The following is a 19572-nucleotide window of genomic DNA, read 5'->3' on the forward strand; positions in this document are numbered from 1 at the left end:
ACAGGTGGTCGCCGCTCCCACCTGTTGACGGGCGCCTTATCCACCCGCAGAGGTACTGTCAAGGGGGTTCCACCCGGCACGGCGGGTGATTTTCGCGGCCTCGAGCCCCTCACACGAAACGGAACGGAGAGCACGCGTGACGCGCAGCGTGTACGTGACCGGAATCGACCGCGGCGACGGCCGCCAGGTCGTCGAGCTGGGGGTCATGGAGCTTCTGACCCGCCAGGTCGACCGGGTGGGGGTGTTCCGCCCGCTTGTGCACGACGGTCCCGACCGCCTCTTCGAGCTGCTGCGCGCCCGCTACCGGCTCGCCCAGGACCCGGCGACCGTGTACGGCATGGACTATCACGAGGCGTCCGCGCTCCAGGCCGAGCAGGGGACCGACGAGCTGATGTCCACGCTGGTCGACCGGTTTCATCTGGTCGCGCGCGACTACGACGTCGTCCTCGTCCTCGGCACGGACTTCGCCGACACCCAGTTCCCCGACGAGCTGGCCCTCAACGCCCGCCTCGCGAACGAGTTCGGCGCGGCCGTGATCCCCGTGGTCGGCGGGCGCGGGCAGACCGCCGAGTCGGTGCGCGCCGAGACCCGTAACGCCTACCGCGCGTACGAGGGGCTCGGCTGCGACGTCCTCGCCATGGTGGTGAACCGGGTGGCCCGAGAGGACCGCGAGGAACTGGCCGCACGGCTCGATTCCCTTCTCGCCGTGCCCTGTTACGTACTCCCGGACGAGCCGGCGCTCTCCGCGCCGACGGTCGCGCAGATCACGCACGCCCTGGGCGGCAAGGTGCTCCTCGGCGACGACTCGGGGCTCGCCCGGGACGCCCTCGACTTCGTGTTCGGCGGTGCGATGCTGCCGAACTTCCTCAACGCGCTGACCCCGGGGTGTCTGGTGGTCACCCCGGGCGACCGCGCCGACCTGGTGGTGGGCGCGCTCGCCGCGCACAGCGCGGGCACCCCGCCGATAGCCGGTGTGCTGCTCACCCTCGACGAGCGGCCCAGCGACGAGGTCCTCACCCTGGCCGCCCGGCTCGCGCCCGGCACCCCGGTGGTCTCGGTGGCCGGCACCAGCTTCCCCACCGCGGCCGAACTGTTCTCCCTGGAGGGGAAGCTGAACGCGGCGACGCCCCGCAAGGCGGAGACCGCACTCGGCCTGTTCGAGCGGTACGTCGACACCGGCGACCTGCTGAAGCGGGTGTCCGCCCCGAGCAGTGACCGGCTCACGCCGATGATGTTCGAGCACAAGCTCCTGGAGCAGGCCCGCTCCGACAAGCGGCGCGTCGTGCTGCCCGAGGGCACCGAGACGCGCGTCCTGCACGCCGCCGAGGTGCTGCTGCGCCGGGGCGTGTGCGATCTGACGCTGCTCGGCCCGGTCGACCAGATCCGCAAGAAGGCCGCCGACCTGGGCATCGATCTGGGCGGCTCCCAGCTGATCGACCCGGTGACCTCACAGCTGCGGGACTCCTTCGCCGAGAAGTACGCCCAGCTCCGGGCCCACAAGGGGGTCTCGGTGGAGCTGGCCTACGACGTCGTCGCCGACGTCAACTACTTCGGGACGCTGATGGTGCAGGAGGGGCTCGCCGACGGCATGGTGTCGGGCTCCGTGCACTCCACGGCCGCCACCATCCGGCCCGCGTTCGAGATCATCAAGACCAAGCCGGACACGAAGATCGTGTCGTCCGTCTTCTTCATGTGCCTCGCCGACAAGGTGCTGGTGTACGGCGACTGCGCGGTCAACCCCGACCCGAACGCCGAGCAGCTGTGCGACATCGCCGTCCAGTCGGCCGCCACCGCCCGGCAGTTCGGGGTGGAGCCGCGGATCGCGATGCTGTCGTACTCGACGGGTACGTCCGGTTCGGGCGCCGACGTCGACAAGGTGCGCGAGGCGACGGAACTGGTCCGGCTGCGCCGCGACGACCTGAAGATCGAGGGACCGATCCAGTACGACGCCGCCGTCGAGCCGTCCGTCGCGGCGACCAAGCTGCCGGGCTCGGACGTCGCCGGGCAGGCGTCCGTGCTGATCTTCCCGGACCTCAACACCGGCAACAACACCTACAAGGCCGTGCAGCGCTCGGCCGGCGCGATCGCCGTCGGCCCGGTCATGCAGGGTCTGCGCAAGCCCGTCAACGACCTGTCCCGCGGCGCCCTCGTGCAGGACATCGTGAACACCGTCGCCATCACCGCGATCCAGGCCCAGTCCCCCCACGAGAAGGCGACCGCCCAGTGAGCCCGACCCGCGTCCTCGTCCTCAACTCCGGCTCCTCGTCGGTGAAGTACCAGCTGCTCGACATGCGGGACAGCAGCCGGCTGGCCGTGGGTCTGGTCGAGCGCATCGGTGAGGGGACCTCCCGGCTGAAGCACACGCCGCTCACCACGGGTGTCTCCCGGGAGCTGACCAGCCCGGTCGCCGACCACGCGGCCGCCCTCAAGACCGTCGCCGAGGAGCTGGCGAAGGACGGGCTCGGCCTGGACTCCCCCGAGCTGGCGGCGATCGGCCACCGCGTGGTGCACGGCGGCAGGTCCTTCACCGAGCCGACCGTCATCGACGACGACGTCCTCGCCGAGATCGAGCGGCTGATCCCCGTGGCGCCGCTGCACAACCCGGCCAACCTCACCGGCATCCGCACCGCCATGGCGCTGCGCCCGGACCTCCCCCAGGTCGCCGTCTTCGACACCGCCTTCCACACGACGATGCCGGAGTCGGCGGCGCGCTACGCGATCGACGTGAAGACGGCCGACGAGCACCGCGTCCGGCGCTACGGCTTCCACGGCACCTCGCACGCGTATGTGTCCCGGGCGACCGCGAAGCTCCTGGGCAGGGCGCCGAAGGACGTGAACCTGATCGTGCTGCACCTGGGCAACGGCGCCTCCGCGTCGGCCGTGCGCGGTGGGCGCTGCGTGGACACCTCCATGGGGCTGACCCCCTTGGAGGGGCTGGTGATGGGTACGCGCTCCGGTGACATGGATCCGGCCGTCATCTTCCATTTGATGCGGGTCGGCGGAATGTCCACGGACGAGGTCGACACTCTGCTCAACACGAAGAGCGGTCTGATCGGCCTGTGCGGCGACAACGACATGCGGGAGATCCGCCGCCGTGTCGACGAGGGCGACGAGCAGGCGGCGCTCGCCTTCGACATCTACATTCACCGACTGAAGAAGTACATAGGCGCCTACTACGCGGTCCTCGGCCGGGTGGACGCGGTCGCGTTCACGGCCGGGGTCGGCGAGAACGCGGCCCCGGTGCGCGCGGCCGCGATCGCGGGCCTGGAGGAACTGGGGCTGGTGGTCGACAGCGAGCGCAACGCCGTACGGAGCGACGAGCCGCGGATCGTCTCGCCCGAGGACGCGCGGGTCGCGGTCGCGGTGGTGCCGACCGACGAGGAACTGGAGATCGCCCAGCAGACGTACGCCCTCGTGGGCACGGCGCACCACCTCACCTGAGCGGCACCGCGCCCCTTTGTATCTTCCACCAGACGGAATATTCCGTAGCGAAACAAACCGATAGGATCGCCCTATGCGCCGTTCGAAAATCGTCTGTACTCTCGGCCCCGCGGTCGACTCCCACGAGCAGCTCGTCACGCTGATCGAGGCCGGCATGAACGTGGCCCGCTTCAACTTCAGCCACGGCACGCACGCCGAGCACCAGGGCCGGTACGACCGGGTCCGGGCCGCGGCCGCCGAGACCGGCAAGGCCATCGGTGTCCTCGCGGACCTCCAGGGCCCGAAGATCCGGCTGGAGACCTTCGCCGAGGGTCCCGTCGAGCTGGTGCGCGGTGACGAGTTCATCATCACCACCGAGGACGTGCCGGGCGACAAGCACATCTGCGGCACGACGTACAAGGGCCTGCCCGGGGACGTCTCCAAGGGCGACCAGATCCTCATCAACGACGGCAACGTCGAGCTGCGGGTCGTCGAGGTCGACGGGCCGCGGGTCAAGACGGTCGTCATCGAGGGCGGCGTGATCTCCGACCACAAGGGCATCAACCTGCCCGGCGCGGCCGTGAACGTGCCCGCGCTGTCCGACAAGGACATCGAGGACCTGCGCTTCGCCCTGAAGATGGGCTGCGACCTGGTCGCGCTGTCCTTCGTGCGCGACGCGAGCGACGTGAAGGACGTCCACAAGGTGATGGACGAGGAGGGCCGCCGGGTCCCCGTCATCGCCAAGGTGGAGAAGCCGCAGGCGGTGGAGAACATGGAGGCCGTCGTCGCGGCCTTCGACGGCGTGATGGTGGCGCGCGGCGACCTGGCCGTCGAGTACCCGCTCGAGAAGGTCCCGATGGTGCAGAAGCGCCTCGTGGAGCTGTGCCGCCGCAACGCCAAGCCGGTGATCGTCGCGACCCAGATGATGGAGTCGATGATCACCAACTCCCGCCCGACGCGCGCCGAGGCGTCCGACGTGGCCAACGCGATCCTCGACGGCGCGGACGCGGTGATGCTGTCCGCCGAGTCGTCGGTCGGCGCCTACCCGATCGAGACGGTCAAGACGATGTCGAAGATCGTCACGGCGGCGGAGGAAGAGCTGCTGTCGAAGGGCCTGCAGCCGCTGGTCCCCGGCAAGAAGCCCCGTACGCAGGGTGGTTCGGTCGCCCGCGCGGCCTGCGAGATCGCCGACTTCCTGGGCGGCAAGGGCCTGGTGGCCTTCACCAAGTCGGGCGACACCGCCCGTCGGCTCTCCCGCTATCGCGCGGCCCAGCCGATCCTGGCCTTCACCACGGACGAGGGCACGCGCAACCAGCTCGCACTGAGCTGGGGCGTCGAGTCCCACGTCGTGCCGTTCGTGAACAGCACCGACGAGATGGTCGACCTGGTCGACTCCGAGCTGCAGAACCTGAAGCGGTTCAACGACGGCGACGTCGTCGTGATGACCGCCGGCTCGCCCCCCGGCGTCCCGGGCACGACGAACATGGTGCGAGTGCACCACCTGGGCGAGGGCAAGCGCGCCTGACCCGACCTGTGTACGCGCTGGAGGGCGCCCCCTGCGTGCGGGGGGCGCCCTTCGGCGTTTCACTTCGACCATGCTCCGCCGCGCCGCGAACGCCGCCGCACAGAGCTGTGGCCGGGTTCCTCGCGGTCCTGCGAGGAACCCGGCCACAGCTCTTGATGCGGCTCCCGGACGGGTCGGTGGGCGGCGTCAGCCGGTGATGTACTGGTGGAGCCCCGGCACGTGCAGCGTTCCGCCGAACTGGCCGGCCTGGATGACCGTCACTTTGGTGAAGTAGATCAGCGGGATGTTCAGCGGCGGGGGGTTCTCCGGGTCGAACGTGACCGGGATCAGGCCGAACAGATTGCCGGAGATGCTCTCCGTGTACATGATCGTCTTGCCGTCACTGATGGTGGACTTCGTGCCCTCGCCCGCCTGGACGTGGTAGGTCTTGCCGCCGTCGCCGACGACGAGCTGGTGCAGGTCACCGATCTCGGTGCCCTGGGAGATCACGTACTTCAGGACCTTTTTGACCTTGCCGCCGGCCGTGCGCACCTTGACGACGCCCTGGTAGTCGGCACCCTCGAGCTTCAGCGAACTGGCCTTGAGCGTCCAGGGGTCGTCGGGCAGGTTGATGCTGTTGTCGATACCGCCCTGGTCGTCGGTGGCGGCCTTGCAGTCCTTCGGGTCCGTGGTGGAGCTCGCGGACGCCGACGGGCTGGGGGTGGCCGAGGAAGTGGCCTCGTCGGCCGCTTCCTTCGCCTTCTCCGTGGCGTCCTCGGCCGCCTTCGACGCCGTGTTCGTCGCGTCCTGCGCGGTGTCCTTGACCGTGTCGGTGACCTTGTCGGTCGTGTCCTTGACGGTGTCGGAGGTGTCCTTGCTCGCGCTCGCCGAGGCGGAGGCCGTCGGGGTGGGGGTGGCGCTCGCCGACGGGCTGTCGGGGGTGAGGACGTCCTTGATCGCGTCGCCGATTTCCTCGAGCACGTTGCCGCTGCTCTCGGACGCCGACGGGGTCGCCGTGGACGTGTCGCCGCCCGACGACTTGTCCGACGTACCGGCGGAAGACGAGGACGCGGACGCGGACGCGGACGGCGTGGGCTCGGCCTTGTCGTCGGAACCTGAATCCGACGAAGAGGTCTTGTCCGAGGACGCGGAGGCCGAGGGGCTCGGCTCCGCCGAGTCGCCCTTGTCCGACGCGTCGTCGGACGCGGAGGCGGACGGTGACGGCGTGGCCGACGCGGACGCGCCGTCCTCCAGGGCGGCGACGCAGTTCTTGTACTCGTCGGCCAACTCGCTCTTGGACAACGGCTGGTCGTCCGCCTGGGCGAGCGTCGGCGTGAACCCCATGCCCATGAGGACCGCCGTCGGCATCGCCGCGATGGCTATCGCCTTGCCGGCAGGCATGTGGAACCTGGTGAACAGCGGCTTCCTGGGGGCCGCGTGGCGCGGTCCCGATCTCACCTGCGCCAGGGCCGAAGAGCTCTCGCCATGGACCTCATCAGCCGACACGGTACCCCCCGTTGGAGTCCTCGGCCCCGGCGCCGTGCACGGGGTCCGGCAAAGGGTGTGGCTCACCGGGCCCACCGGCGGCGTTCTCCGGAGCCGTTCCCGCCCCGCCGTCGCCCGCGGGGTCCTGGCTCGCGGCACGCCGCCCGGCGTCCGCTGCCGGCTTGCCCGGCGCCCAGGAAGCGGACAGAGCGCCGCCGATCAGCGCGAACAGGAAGCCCAGGATGAAGCCACCGATGTTGGAGACCACGAGGGACACCAGAGCGAGGACGATCGCGGCGACGCCGGCGAAGATGCGCGTGGCCTGCTGGAACCACATGGTCAGGCCCAGCGTGAACAGCAGGACGCCGATGATGAGGGAGCCCGCACCCGCCGTGGTCGCCATCGCGATCGACATCGTGCCCAGCTTGAGGGTGGCGTACGGGAAATAGGCGATCGGCACCCCGCCGAGCATGGTGAAAAGGCCCGCCCAGAACGGCCGACTGCCCCGCCAGTCACGGAATCGCAGACGCAGCCGGGTGAAGCTCCCGGCGCTCTGGACCGAAGTCTCGGCACTCATGGAAAACAGCTCCCTGGGTCCGGTGGAAGTACGTACCGGCTCGGCCGTAGGCGTGGAGAAGCCGGAAGATCTGAGTCTGTGAGAGTGCCCGACGCAAAGCGCCGGGCGGGGCGGCGTTCGGGGCGGAGAAGCGACGGCTTCCCCGCCCCCCTGGCCAGCTCAGCTGTCCAAGGACGCCCCTACGGCGCAAGCCGTCAGAAGCACTCCATCTTGGAGTCGGTACCGAGACGCATCTTCAGGCCGCTGAGCTTGAAGGTGCCGGCGGTGGTCGCCCACGCCGTCTGCTCGACGCCGTAGAGGTCGGCGGACTCCGCCTGCTGGGCGAAGCCGCCCGGCAGCGCGTTTTCGCCGCTCTTCACGGCAGGACCCCTGGTCTTGTCCTTGACCGCCACACCGATGTCGATGTTCTTGAACGTCGCGTCGGCGTCAAGCTGGGCGACATCGATGTAGAGCTTCTCGGCCTCGACCTTGTGCTTGTCGTCCGGCCCCGCGTCCAGACGGAGGTAGATCGTCTTCCCTATGAGGGGGATCTCCGTCTTGACCGACTGGCACATCTTCGTGATCTCGGCCGTGTCGAACGACGAAATCGCGACCGGACGGACCGTCTTGGTCTTTCCGTCGGTCGACGTGTAGCCACTGTCGATACCGCCGTACTGGGCGAAGCCATCACCGTGCAGATGATCGGCACTGACCTTGAACTCCTGGCCGGAAACGCTGAACGACGCGGCCAGCGCACCCTGCGCAAGCCCGACACCAACGCAAGCAGCCGCTGCGACGCTGGGCACCATGACCACAGCGAAGCGCTTCCATCTGGTCCCGCCACGCACCTGGGACTCCATATTTCCTCCTTCTCGGACGTACATCTCCTGGCCCTGGCTGCCTCCTGACGGCGGCTCAACCGGGCAGGGATGGGAGAAGTGCTACGTCCTCGGGAAGGAGAGCGCAGGTACTCGGAGGCACGTACTGCGCCCGAATCACCGGCGATCACCCCCGAGCGACAACCACTGGTCGCGCCTGACACACATCACGCACAACCTGCCGGACAGGCTCCACCGGACGGCGGAGACCCCCCTGTCCAGGAGCCGGCGCCACTGGCCGCCGTCTCCTGCTCGGTGGGGACCCAGGAAAACCCGTTGACCCGGCTGGCTGGCGGGGTACGGCAATGGACCGAGCGTCGCCGATCGTGGTCCATTCTCGCCGCCCCCGCAAGGGGGTTCGTTACTCGCTAGTAACGGGCGGATAACCGAACAACGACCCGCAGATATCGGCCGACAACTCTGGGTGGCGCAAAGGGAGCTGACAGATACGTTGAAGTATGGACAGAATCCGACAGATCCCCGCCCGTGACTTACTCCAAGTAACAGCGGCCGCGATTACCAAGATTTGGTAAAACGCGACCGCACTGTCACTTCGGCAGCAGAATTTTCACTCGGCCACCATGACTCCCAGCGTTTAGCGACTGGTCAGAACAACGCCCGGGCCAGCGCCCGGCGGGCCGCCGTCACCCGGGGATCATCGGCGCCGACGACCTCGAAGAGCTCAAGAAGCCGCAGCCGTACGGCGTCCCGGTCGTCGCCCGCGGTGCGCTGCACCGTCTGGATCAGCCGCCCGAACGCGTCGTCGACATGCCCGCCCACCAGGTCCAGGTCGGCGGCCGCGATCTGCGCCTGCGCATCGCCGGGCTTCTCGGCGGCCTCCACGCGGACCCGCTGCGGGTCCGCGTCCTGCACCCGCTGCAACAACTCGGCCTGGGCGAGGCCCAGCCTGGCCTCCGTGTTGCCCGGATCGTCGCTCAGGACGTTCTTGTACGCCTGCACCGCGCCGCCGAAGTCGCCCGCGTCCAGGGCCTGTACGGCGGCTTCGAGCAGCGCGTCGTAGGGGCCGGCCGGAATCGGCGGGGCCTCCTGGGCGGCACCCGGCTCGGCGTCGGTGGCGACGGTCAGCCCGGTGAGCCCGAAGCGCTGCTCCGCGACCTCGACGAGCTGGTCGAGTGTGCCGCGGATCTGCTGCTCGCCCGCCGCACCCTGGAAGAGGGGCAGCGCCTGCCCGGCGACGACCGCGAACACGGCCGGAATCCCCTGGACGCCGAACTGCTGCATCAGCATCTGGTTCGCGTCGACGTCGATCTTGGCGAGGACGAACCGTCCGTTGTACTCGACGGCCAGCCGCTCCAGGACCGGGCTCAACTGCTTACAGGGCTCGCACCACTCGGCCCAGAAGTCGATGACGACCGGGACCTCGGTGGACCGCTGCAGGACATCGCGCTCAAAACCCGCCTCGTCTACGTCGATGACGAGGCTCGATGGAGGCACAGCAGAGACGGCTGTACCCCCGCCGCCCTGCCTGGCCGCTTCGGCGCGCGCCTGCTCCGCCTTCGCCTTGGCCTCCTGGGCCGCCTTCACCGCGGCGAGGTCGACGACTCCGCTCATGGACATGTTCCGTGGCTGCATGAGTACATCCTCCCCCTTCCGCGCCCGCGTGTGAAAAGCGTTGTGAAAGCCAGACTTGGCACATGATGATCGGCGCCGGGTCCCCACCTGGCGCCAGTGGTCGTCGCTCGCGTGCGAGTCACCGCGCACGAGCTTTCGCTACGAGTCGTAGCGTAACTGTCCCCGGGGGCCCGTGTGACCCACCCCCCGGTGATCTCCCTCACCACTTCACACGATCGCCGGATATGGTCGCCGACATGCAGTGCCGCACCTCCGCCCCCCGTACGGGGCGTCCACGCAGCGCCGCCGCGGACGCCGCGATCCTGGCGGCGACGCGGGAGGCGCTGGTCGAACTCGGCTGGTCGAAGCTCACCCTCGGAGACGTGGCGACCCGCGCCGGGGTTGCAAAGACGACGCTCTATCGCCGCTGGGCGGGCAAGAACGAGCTCGTGGTGGACGCCGTGGCCGAACTCTTCGACGAGCTGGAACTGCCCGATCTGGGCAGCCTGGCCGCGGACATCGAGGGAGTCGTCCTTCAGTTCGCGGCGATCCTGGCCCGCCCGGAGGCGCGGAGCGGGCTGATGGCGGCCGTCGCCGAGTCGACGCGCGACGACGCCCTGCGCGAGCGGATCCGCGCCTCGATCGTCGACCGCCAGAAACGGCTCGTCCTGGCCGGCCGGTCCCGCGCCCAGGCCCGCGGGGAGCTGCCGCCCGAGGAGGACGCACAGGAGGCGGCCCGCACCGTGGACCTGATCTTCGACATGGTGGCGGGTGCGGTGGTCCACCGCACCCTGGTGAGCGCGGAGCCGGTGGACGCGGCCTGGGCCCAGTCCTTCACCCGGATCCTGCTGCTGGGGCTCGCCGGGGCGTCAGCCGGCCCGCACGGCGCCTGAGGACGACGCCGTACGGGCCGTAGCGCGGTGCGGGGCCGCACACAGGGCCCGCACCGGGCGCCTGAACGTCTGACACCTGACTTCTGACGCCTGACTTGTGGCGCCTGACTTGTGGCGCCTGACTTGTGACGCCTGACTTCTGGCGCCCGACTTGTGGCGCCTCAGAAACCGGCGGGCTCCGTGTAGACCCCCCACTCCTCCCGGAGGACATCGCAGATCTCGCCCAGCGTGGCCTCCGCGCGGACCGCGTCCAGCATCGGGGCGATCATGTTCGACCCGTCGCGCGCGGCGGCGAGCATCGCGTCCAGGGCCGCGGTTACGGCCGTGTCGTCGCGCCCCGACTTCCGCTCGCCCAGCACCCGCACCTGCTCGCGCTCCACCTCGTGGCTGACGCGCAGGATCTCCAGGTCGCCCGTCACGGACCCGTGGTGGACGTTGACGCCGACGACCCGCTTGTCGCCCTTCTCCAGCGCCTGCTGGTACTGGAAGGCCGACTCGGCGATCTCCCCGGTGAACCAGCCGTCCTCGATGCCGCGCAGGATGCCGGAGGTGATGGGCCCGATCGGGTGCCGCCCGTCCGGGTGGGCCCGCAGCCCGCGCTCCCTGATCTGTTCGAAGATCTTCTCGGCGTCGGCCTCGATCCGGTCGGTCAGCTGCTCCACGTACCAGGAACCGCCCAGCGGATCGGCCACGTTGGCGACGCCCGTCTCCTCCATCAGCACCTGCTGGGTGCGCAGGGCGATCTCGGCCGCCTGCTCGGACGGCAGGGCGAGGGTCTCGTCGAGGGCGTTGGTGTGCAGCGAGTTCGTCCCGCCGAGCACCGCGGCGAGGGCCTCCACGGCCGTCCGTACGACGTTGTTGTACGGCTGCTGCGCGGTGAGCGAGACGCCCGCGGTCTGGGTGTGGAAGCGCAGCCACTGCGCCTTCTCCGACTTCGCCCCGTACACGTCCCGCAGCCAGCGCGCCCAGATGCGCCGCGCCGCACGGAACTTGGCGATCTCCTCGAAGAAGTCGACGTGCGCGTCGAAGAAGAAGGAGAGCCCGGGCGCGAACACGTCCACGTCCAGGCCGCGGCTCAGCCCCAGCTCCACGTATCCGAAACCGTCGGCGAGGGTGTACGCCAGCTCCTGGGCGGCCGTGGCACCGGCCTCCCGGATGTGGTACCCGGAGACGGACAGCGGCTTGTACGCGGGGATCTTCGAGGCGCAGTGCTCCATCAGGTCGCCGATGAGCCGCAGATGGGGCTCGGGCTGGAAGAGCCACTCCTTCTGCGCGATGTACTCCTTGAAGATGTCGGTCTGGAGGGTGCCGTTGAGGACGGAGGGGTCGACGCCCTGCCGCTCGGCCGCGACCAGGTACATGCAGAAGACGGGCACGGCGGGCCCGCTGATCGTCATCGACGTCGTCACGTCACCCAGCGGGATGTCCTTGAACAGGACCTCCATGTCGGCCGCCGAGTCGATCGCGACCCCGCAGTGCCCGACCTCGCCGAGCGCGCGGCGGTCGTCGGAGTCGCGCCCCATGAGCGTCGGCATGTCGAAGGCCACGGACAGCCCACCGCCGCCGTTGGCGAGGATCTTCTTGTAGCGCTCGTTGGTCTGCTCGGCGTTGCCGAACCCGGCGAACTGCCGGATGGTCCAGGTCCGGCCCCGGTAGCCGGTCGGATACAGACCGCGCGTGAAGGGGTACTCACCCGGCCAGCCGATCCGCTCGAAACCCTCGTACGCGTCCCCGGGCCGGGGCCCGTACGCCGGCTCCACGGGATCGCCGGAGAGCGTGGTGAAATCGGCCTCGCGCTTGCGTGAGGCGTCGTAGCGGGCCTGCCAGCGTCGGCGGCCTTCCTCGATGGCGTCAGCGTCCATACCCACGAATTTACTAGGACGTCCTAGTAAATGTCGATGGGGGACCGCCGTACGTGTACCCGTACGGCGGTGGCTACTAGGCCTTCGCGACCGCGGGAGCGTCGTCCGCGACCCTCGGCTCCAGCTCGCGGGAGATCCTGCGCTCCACGAAGAACGCGGCCGTCGGGATCGTGCCCGCCAGCAGCACCCACAGCTGCTTGGCGACCGGCCACTTCGCCTTGGCGCCCAGGTCGAAGGCGAAAACGAGGTAGACGACGTAGAGCCATCCGTGGGCGATGGCCACGACCCGGGTGAAGTCGGCGGCGCCGTCGACGTCGAAGCCGTACTTGGCGATCATGCTGAGACACAGCAGGACCAGCAGCACGCCGGTGACGTAGGCCAGGACGCGGTAGCGGGTCAGCACGCTCTTTTTCATGCGTACGAGCGTAACCGCCGGTTTGGGCCGATCTTGCGCCGCCCCCGAGGACGTACGGCGGTGTCCTACTCCTCGTCGAAGTCGTGCGCGGCGATGCGCAGCGGGCGCAGCATCGCGAAGATCTCCGCGCACTCCTCCCCGTCGTAGGCACCGAGCCCGAAGTCCATCGCCATCAGGTCGCGGGTCGCCGCGTCGCAGACCTCGCGGCCCTTGTCGGTGATCGAGGCGAGGGTTCCGCGCCCGTCGTTCGGGTTGGGGCGCTTGTCGACGAGCCCGGACGTCACCAGCCGGTCCACGGTGTTGGTGACGGACGTCGGGTGCACCATCAACCGCTCGCCGATCTTGGACATCGGCAGCTCGCCCGCCTTGGAGAAGGTGAGCAGCACCAGCGCCTCGTACCGCGCGAAGGTCAGCCCGTACGGCTTGACGACCGCGTCGACCTCCGCCAGCAGAATCTGGTGCGCGCGCATGATCGAGGTGATCGCGGCCATGGACGGCACGTTTCCCCAGCGCTGCTTCCAGTGTTCGTCGGCGCGCGCGATGGGATCGAAGGCGAGACTGAGGGGCTTCGGCACGGCAATAGACCTTACCGGCCGGTCATATCGCGGTCAGCCCCGTCTCGCCCTTCGGTCGCCGCCCGTCCGTACGCCCGGCCGCCCCGGCCGGCAGTTGCGCGGCGGGCCGGCCCCCGCGCCCCCGCGCGCGAGACTCGAACGCCTCGCGCGCGGGGGCGCGGCCGGCACCGCCGTACTCACCGCGCTCGACGAGCCCGCCACCACGGCGGTGCCCGCCGAGCGCCCGCGGCCGGCGGCGTGTGCGATCCCTCAGGCCAGGTCCAGCAGGGAGGCCATGATCTCGTACAGCGTCGCCTCCGGTTCGGCCAGCGGGCCCTCGGACCGCCACGCCACATACCCGTCGGGCCGCACCAGCACCGCGCCCCGCGGCGTCGTGCCGTGGAGTTCGGCCCAGTCCGTGCCGTTCTCGGGGACGAGCTCGGCGTGCGGGTCCTTGCCGATGCGGTACGAGTCGAGGCTTACGGCGAGGCGCTCGGCAACGCTGGTCGCCGCCCGGTGCCAGGCGTCCTCGGCAGCCCCGCTGAGCAGGACGAACGAGCGCTCGTACAGATCGAGCGTGGAGGTGCGGGCGCCGGAGCGCAGGAGCCACATGTGCGGGGCGCGGCTGCCGGGTTCGCCGGCCATGGCCATCTGCTCGGGCACGACCGGGCCCGCCGGGTCGGCGCCGATGACGGCGCCACGCGGATAGCGGTAGCCCAGGGCCACCTTGAGGACACCGCCCTGACGTCCGCCGCCACCGCCGCCCGCGCCGGGAGCGGGGGCGTAGCCCGGATGGCTGTGTTCCGCGGAACGGGCCGAGGCCCGCGCGCTCGTCGCCTGCGCCACTGGGAGACGCTCGGCCTCGTAGGACTGGAGCAGCCCGGGCCCGGCCCACCCGTTCAGTACGGCGGCGAGCTTCCAGGCGAGGTTGTGTGCGTCCTGGATACCGGTGTTGGAGCCGAACGCCCCGGTCGGCGACATCTCGTGGGCGGAGTCCCCGGCGAGGAAGACCCGTTCCGACGCGTACCGCTCGGCGACCCGCTCCGCCGCGTGCCAGGGCGCCCTGCCGGTGATCTCGACGTCCATGTCGAGATCACCGACGGCCCGGCGGATGTGGGAGACGCACCGCTCGTCGGTGAAGTCCTCCAGCGTCTCGCCCTGCTCGGGGTGCCAGGGAGCGTGGAACACCCACTTCTCCACGTTGTCCACGGGCAGGAGCGCGCCGTCCGCCTCCGGGTTCGTCAGGTAGCAGCAGATGAAGCGCCGGTCGCCCACCGCGTCCGCGAGTGCGCGGGAGTTGAAGGTGATGCTCACGTTGTGGAACAGGTCTCCGGGGCCCGTCTGGCGGATGCCCAGGCGCTCGCGGACCGGGCTGCGCGGCCCGTCGGCCGCGATGAGGTACTCCGCCCGCACCGTGGTGTGCGCGCCGGTGTCCCGGTTCTTCATGAGCGCGGTGACGCCCTCCGCGTCCTGGTCGAAGGAGAGCATCTCGGTGGAGAACCGGATGTCGCCCCCGAGGCCGCGGGCGGACTTCAGCAGCACCGGCTCCAGGTCGTTCTGACTGCACAGACACCATCCGCTCGGGCTGAAGCGGGCCAGGCCGCCACCCGGGTCGATCTCCTTGAACAGCCACTCGCCCTCGTCGTCGGTCAGGGACGAGGTCTGCAGGATGCCGTGGTTGTCCGCCAGGGTCGACGCGGCCTTGCGGATCGCTTGTTCGGCCCCGGCCACCCGGAACAGCTCCATCGTGCGCACGTTGTTCCCGCGCCCACGCGGGTGCTTCGAGGTGCCCGCGTGTTTCTCGACCAGCATGTGCGGGATGCCGAGCCGGCCGAGGAACAGCGAGGCGGACAGACCCACCAGGGATCCCCCCACGATGAGAACCGGCACGTGGTGGTCGACTTCTTCGTTCATCAATGCCTCCAGCAGCGGACCCCGGCTACAGGGCTTCCATGGACCCCCGGCTACAGGGAGTCCATGCCCCGACGGGAGGGGTTCGCTCGCCCCATTCACCCGGCTGGTTCAGCCTCTGTTCCACCCGCTTCACCCGTGCGGTTTCACCCGCTTCACCCGTGCGGTCACCCACGTGGTTCACGCGACTCGCGCGATGCTCCGGGCCGACCCACGATCGGGATCCGGGCTGATCGCCGTCCCCGACACCGGGGGCGTACCCGGGCATCCGGCGATCGGCCCTGTGAATCCACGACGCCTGACGCTGCTTCACAAGGCTTGGCGCCCGGGCTGTCCCTAAGGAGATGGGTGCTGGATGACAACTTCGGAACGTGTATCGCAGTCCGCGTTCGACGGCTCCCGGCTGCGGGTCGTCCTGCTGCTGGACCTCCATGACGGCGCCCAGAAGCAGTTCCTGGAGGCCTACGAACAACTGCGCAACCAAGTGGCCTCCGTGCCGGGCCACATCAGCGACCAGCTGTGCCAGTCGATCGAGAATCCCTCGCAGTGGCTCATCACCAGCGAGTGGGAGAGCGCCCCGCCCTTCCTGGCGTGGGTGAACAGCGAGGAACACGTCGAGACGGTCCAGCCGCTGCACAGCTGCGTCCGGGACACGCGGTCCCTGCGCTTCAGCGTTCTGCGCGAGACGGGGAACATCTCCGCGCCGCTCCCCCAGTCGGAGAAGGGCCGCCTCCAGGCGACGGCACGGGTGGGCGACGGCGTCGTGCGCCACGCCCTCACCTTCACCGTGAAGCCGGGCAGCGAGCCGATGGTCGCCAAGATCCTCGCCGGATACTCCTCGCCGCAGGCGCAGGTCGACGAGAACACCCGACTGCGCCGCACCTCGCTCTTCATGCACGGCAACCGGGTGGTACGCGCCATCGAGGTGGAAGGCGACCTGATGGCCGCCCTGCGCCATGTGTCCCGGCAGCCCGAGGTCATGGCGGTCGAGGAGGCCATCAACCCCTATCTGGAGCAGGACCGGGACCTCAGCGATCCGGGATCGGCCCGGGTCTTCTTCACCCGGGCGGCGCTGCCCGCGGTGCACCATGTGTCGGTCGGCACCGGCGAGCCGTCGGACGTGGAGCGGCACGCGCTGTTCTACCCGGCCAAGAGCGGGTCCGGCATGGCCCTGGCCCGGCTGCTCGCCCGCGAGGACGAGGCGGCGGCCGACGACCCCGCCAACCCCATCCACTGCAGCACCATCTTCCAGCGCGACGACATCGTGGTCCGTCTGGTCGATGTGCGGGGCAGCATCGAGGACGACCCCGTCCTGGCCCTCGGTCTCAAGGGCGACCGCAACGGCGCGGTCCTGTCCCGCCTGCTCGACGCCGACGCGCTCGGCGTCGACGGTGCGCCGACGACCGAGAAGGAGATCTCGCGCTTCCTCGAGCGGTCCGACATGCAACTGATCACCGACCGCAGCTCATCAGCCTCCTGACCGGAGCGTCCGGCCCGGTCCGCGGCCGGACGCGCACTACGCCGTCGGCACACATCAACTGGAGGAACCGCACATGACCACGCCCCGCCCACGCATCGTGGACCTCAGCGAGACCGAGCCCAACACCAGGCGCGGAGGTGATCTGCGCGCCATGCTCACGCCCACCGCGGTGGGCGCCAAGAGCGGCTTCATGGGCCTCGCCATCGTGCAGCCCGGCGAACGCATCGGCGAGCACTACCACCCGTACTCCGAGGAGTTCGTCTACGTCGTGAGCGGTCGGCTCGAAGTCGACCTGGACGGCGAGACGCACCCGATCCAGCCCGACCAGGGCCTGCTGATTCCCATCAACATGCGGCACCGCTTCCGCAACGTGGGCGACGTGGAGGCCCGCATGGTCTTCCACCTGGGCCCGCTGGCGCCGCGCCCCAAGCTCGGCCACGTCGACACCGAGGAGACCGACGGCCTGGAGGGAGCCGGACAGGCGATGACACCACAGCGAACCGAGGCCGTGTCATGACCCGGCGCGTGGCGGTCACCGGCGTCGGCATCGTCGCCCCGGGCGGTGTGGGCGTCCCGGCGTTCTGGGACCTCCTGGCGAACGGCCGCACCGCGACGAGGGGCATCACGCTCTTCAACCCGGAAGGTCTGCGTTCGCGTATCGCGGCCGAGTGCGACTTCGACCCGGCCGCCCACGGAATCGACGCGGCGGCCGCTGAGCGCGCCGACCGCTATGTCCAGTTCGCCATGGTCGCCGCCAGGGAGGCGGTGGGCGACGCGGGACTCGGCCCGGAGAAGGAAGACCCCTGGCGCATCGGGGTGTCCCTGGGCACCGCCGTCGGTGGCACCACGCGCCTCGAACACGACTATGTCGCGGTGAGCGAGACCGGCCGGCGGTGGGATGTCGACCACCGCCTGGCCGACCCCCATCTGCACCGCGCGTTCTCACCCAGCACCCTCGCCTCCGAGGTGGCCGAACAGTTCGGTGCCCACGGCCCGGTGCAGACCGTCTCCACGGGCTGCACCTCCGGCCTCGACGCGATCGGCTACGCCTTCCACGCCGTACAGGAGGGACGGGTCGACGTGTGCATAGCGGGCGCTTCGGACTCGCCGATCTCACCCATCACGATGGCGTGCTTCGACGCCATCAAGGCGACCTCCCCGAACAACGACGACCCCGAGCACGCGTCCAAGCCGTTCGACAAGCACCGCAACGGGTTCGTCATGGGCGAGGGCGGAGCCGTCCTGATCCTGGAGGAGCTCGAACACGCGCGGGCCCGTGGCGCACGTGTGTACTGCGAGATCGGCGGCTATGCCACCTTCGGCAACGCCTACCACATGACCGGCCTCACCCGTGAGGGTCTGGAGATGGCGCGTGCGATCGACGGCGCCCTCGCGCACGCCCGGTTGGACGGCTCCGACATCGACTACGTCAACGCCCACGGCTCCGGCACCCAGCAGAACGACCGGCACGAGACAGCCGCCGTGAAACGGTCCCTGGGCGACCACGCGTACCGGACGCCGATGAGTTCGATCAAGTCGATGGTGGGCCACTCCCTGGGCGCCATCGGTGCGATCGAGGTCCTGGCCTGCGTCCTGGCTCTCGTCCATCAGGTCGTGCCGCCCACGGCGAACTACACGACCCCGGACCCCGAGTGCGACCTCGACTACGTGCCGCGCACCGCACGGCAGGTCAAACTCCGCAACGTGTTGTCCGTCGGCAGTGGCTTCGGCGGCTTCCAGTCCGCGGTGGTGCTGACCCGCCCAGATGGGAGGACCTGATGAAGCCGCAGCAAAAACGGCGTGCCGCCATCACCGGCATAGGCGTCGTCGCCCCCAACGGACTGAGCACCGAGACCTTCTGGAAGTCCACCGAGAAGGGCCTCTGTGTACTGGACCGGGTGACCCGCGAGGGGTGCGACCATCTGCCCCTGCGGATCGCCGGCGAGGTCCGCGGATTCGACCCGGTGGCGCTGATCGAGGAGCGGTTCCTCGTCCAGACCGACCGGTTCACCCACTTCGCGATGGCCGCCGCCGACCTCGCCCTGGAGGACGCCCGGCTCGGCCGCACCTACACCGGCGACGAGCCGTTCGGGATCGGCGTGGTCACCGCCGCGGGGTCCGGCGGCGGCGAGTTCGGGCAGCGCGAACTGCAGCGGCTGTGGGGACAGGGGCCCAGATTCGTGGGCCCGTACCAGTCCATCGCCTGGTTCTACGCGGCCAGCACCGGCCAGATCTCCATCAGGGGCGGCTTCAAGGGACCGTGCGGCGTCGTGGCCAGCGACGAGGCCGGCGGTCTGGACGCCCTGGCGCACGCCGCCCGAGCCGTCCGGCGCGGCACCGACGTGGTCGTGGCCGGTGCCGCCGAGGCTCCGCTGGCTCCGTATTCGATGGTCTGCCAGCTCGGCTACGAGGACCTCAGCACCAGCGACGACCCGGCCTGCGCCTACCGGCCCTTCACCGGCGCTGCCTGCGGATTCGTGCCCGCCGAGGGGGGCGCCATGCTCGTCGTCGAGGAGGAGACGGTCGCACGGGGCCGGGAGGCCGCGATCCGGGCCTTCGTCGCCGGGCACGGTGCGACGTTCACCGGCGCGTCCTGCTGGGCGCAGTCCCGGGAGGGTCTGGCGCACGCGATACGCGACGCGCTGAACGAGGCCCGGTGCGCGCCCGAGGAGATCGACGTCGTGTTCGCGGACGCGTTCGGCGTACCGGAGGCCGACCGTGCCGAGGCGCTGGCGATCGCCGACGTCCTGGGCGCACAGGGCCGGCGCGTGCCGGTGACGGCACCCAAGACCGGCATCGGCCGGGCGTACTGCGGAGCGCCGGTGCTGGACGTGGCGGCGGCGGTGCTCGCCATGGAACACGGTCTCGTACCGCCCACCCCGAACGTCTTCGACCCCTGCTACGACCTCGACCTGGTGACCGGGAGCGCTCGCCCCGCCGAGCTGCGCACGGCGCTGGTCCTCAGCCGGGGACTCATGGGCTCGAACGCAGCGCTGGTGCTGCGGCACGGCGCTCATGCCCTCTCATGAGAAGGAGAAAGAG

At 70.0% G+C, this 19572-nt stretch carries 16 protein-coding genes; 8 read left to right on the top strand and 8 right to left on the bottom strand.

Annotation, left to right across the window (positions count from 1 at the left end; translation table 11 throughout):
- Window positions 1-136 precede the first annotated feature (136 nt).
- From pta to pyk, 3 genes are all read left to right on the top strand, one after another.
- Entirely contained in the window at window positions 137-2227 is a 2091-nt protein-coding gene (gene pta, locus SAVERM_RS14685) for a phosphate acetyltransferase (protein WP_010984255.1), read from the top strand.
- The gene (locus SAVERM_RS14690; RefSeq protein ID WP_010984256.1) at window positions 2224-3441 is read left to right on the top strand and encodes an acetate kinase; all 1218 of its coding nucleotides are present in this window, start codon (window positions 2224-2226) and stop codon (window positions 3439-3441) included. The genes pta and SAVERM_RS14690 overlap by 4 nt, the downstream gene beginning before the upstream one ends.
- Before the next feature lie 73 nt (window positions 3442-3514).
- Window positions 3515-4945, top strand: coding sequence for a pyruvate kinase (gene pyk, locus SAVERM_RS14695; RefSeq protein ID WP_010984257.1), 1431 nt, complete (start codon window positions 3515-3517; stop codon window positions 4943-4945).
- A gap of 186 nt (window positions 4946-5131) precedes the next feature.
- Here pyk and SAVERM_RS14700 read toward each other — a convergent pair whose 3' ends face one another.
- The 4 genes from SAVERM_RS14700 to SAVERM_RS14715 all read right to left on the bottom strand — a co-directional run bounded on the left by SAVERM_RS14700 (window position 5132) and on the right by SAVERM_RS14715 (window position 9436).
- The gene (locus SAVERM_RS14700) at window positions 5132-6430 is read right to left on the bottom strand and encodes a YtxH domain-containing protein (RefSeq protein WP_010984258.1); all 1299 of its coding nucleotides are present in this window, start codon (window positions 6428-6430) and stop codon (window positions 5132-5134) included.
- On the bottom strand, window positions 6420-6986 hold the full coding sequence (locus SAVERM_RS14705; RefSeq protein ID WP_010984259.1) for a DUF6114 domain-containing protein: 567 nt from the start codon (window positions 6984-6986) through the stop codon (window positions 6420-6422). The genes SAVERM_RS14700 and SAVERM_RS14705 overlap by 11 nt, the downstream gene beginning before the upstream one ends.
- A gap of 194 nt (window positions 6987-7180) precedes the next feature.
- A complete protein-coding gene (locus SAVERM_RS14710) occupies window positions 7181-7825 on the bottom strand; it encodes a DUF6230 family protein (RefSeq protein ID WP_010984260.1) in 645 nt (214 codons plus the stop codon).
- A 624-nt stretch (window positions 7826-8449) separates the two neighbouring features.
- Entirely contained in the window at window positions 8450-9436 is a 987-nt protein-coding gene (locus SAVERM_RS14715; protein WP_010984262.1) for a tetratricopeptide repeat protein, read from the bottom strand.
- A 236-nt stretch (window positions 9437-9672) separates the two neighbouring features.
- Between SAVERM_RS14715 and SAVERM_RS14720 the strand changes: the two genes are divergently transcribed.
- A complete protein-coding gene (locus tag SAVERM_RS14720) occupies window positions 9673-10308 on the top strand; it encodes a TetR/AcrR family transcriptional regulator (RefSeq protein WP_010984263.1) in 636 nt (211 codons plus the stop codon).
- A gap of 161 nt (window positions 10309-10469) precedes the next feature.
- Here the strand turns inward: SAVERM_RS14720 and SAVERM_RS14725 are convergent, their stop codons facing one another.
- From SAVERM_RS14725 to SAVERM_RS14740, 4 genes are all read right to left on the bottom strand, one after another.
- On the bottom strand, window positions 10470-12170 hold the full coding sequence (locus SAVERM_RS14725; RefSeq protein ID WP_010984264.1) for a coenzyme B12-dependent isobutyryl-CoA mutase large subunit: 1701 nt from the start codon (window positions 12168-12170) through the stop codon (window positions 10470-10472).
- Window positions 12171-12246: 76 nt separating this feature from the next.
- On the bottom strand, window positions 12247-12585 hold the full coding sequence (locus tag SAVERM_RS14730) for a DUF3817 domain-containing protein (RefSeq protein WP_010984265.1): 339 nt from the start codon (window positions 12583-12585) through the stop codon (window positions 12247-12249).
- A gap of 65 nt (window positions 12586-12650) precedes the next feature.
- Entirely contained in the window at window positions 12651-13160 is a 510-nt protein-coding gene (locus SAVERM_RS14735) for a MarR family winged helix-turn-helix transcriptional regulator (RefSeq protein ID WP_037651531.1), read from the bottom strand.
- A 249-nt stretch (window positions 13161-13409) separates the two neighbouring features.
- Window positions 13410-15053 carry an FAD-dependent oxidoreductase gene (locus SAVERM_RS14740; RefSeq protein ID WP_037651533.1) on the bottom strand — a complete coding sequence of 548 codons (1644 nt, stop codon included), beginning with the start codon at window positions 15051-15053 and terminating at the stop codon, window positions 13410-13412.
- A 352-nt stretch (window positions 15054-15405) separates the two neighbouring features.
- On the opposite strand from SAVERM_RS14740, the gene SAVERM_RS14745 reads away from it, so the two are divergent.
- The 4 genes from SAVERM_RS14745 to SAVERM_RS14760 all read left to right on the top strand — a co-directional run bounded on the left by SAVERM_RS14745 (window position 15406) and on the right by SAVERM_RS14760 (window position 19559).
- Window positions 15406-16530 carry a SchA/CurD-like domain-containing protein gene (locus SAVERM_RS14745; protein ID WP_010984268.1) on the top strand — a complete coding sequence of 375 codons (1125 nt, stop codon included), beginning with the start codon at window positions 15406-15408 and terminating at the stop codon, window positions 16528-16530.
- A 73-nt stretch (window positions 16531-16603) separates the two neighbouring features.
- Window positions 16604-17047, top strand: coding sequence for a cupin domain-containing protein (locus SAVERM_RS14750; protein WP_010984269.1), 444 nt, complete (start codon window positions 16604-16606; stop codon window positions 17045-17047).
- The gene (locus SAVERM_RS14755; protein WP_010984270.1) at window positions 17044-18309 is read left to right on the top strand and encodes a beta-ketoacyl-[acyl-carrier-protein] synthase family protein; all 1266 of its coding nucleotides are present in this window, start codon (window positions 17044-17046) and stop codon (window positions 18307-18309) included. The genes SAVERM_RS14750 and SAVERM_RS14755 overlap by 4 nt, the downstream gene beginning before the upstream one ends.
- Complete coding sequence (locus SAVERM_RS14760; RefSeq protein WP_010984271.1) at window positions 18309-19559, top strand: ketosynthase chain-length factor; 1251 nt, start codon at window positions 18309-18311, stop codon at window positions 19557-19559. The genes SAVERM_RS14755 and SAVERM_RS14760 overlap by 1 nt, the downstream gene beginning before the upstream one ends.
- The last annotated feature ends 13 nt before the right edge of the window (window positions 19560-19572 follow it).

The organism is Streptomyces avermitilis MA-4680 = NBRC 14893 (assembly GCF_000009765.2).
Lineage (GTDB): Bacteria > Actinomycetota > Actinomycetes > Streptomycetales > Streptomycetaceae > Streptomyces > Streptomyces avermitilis.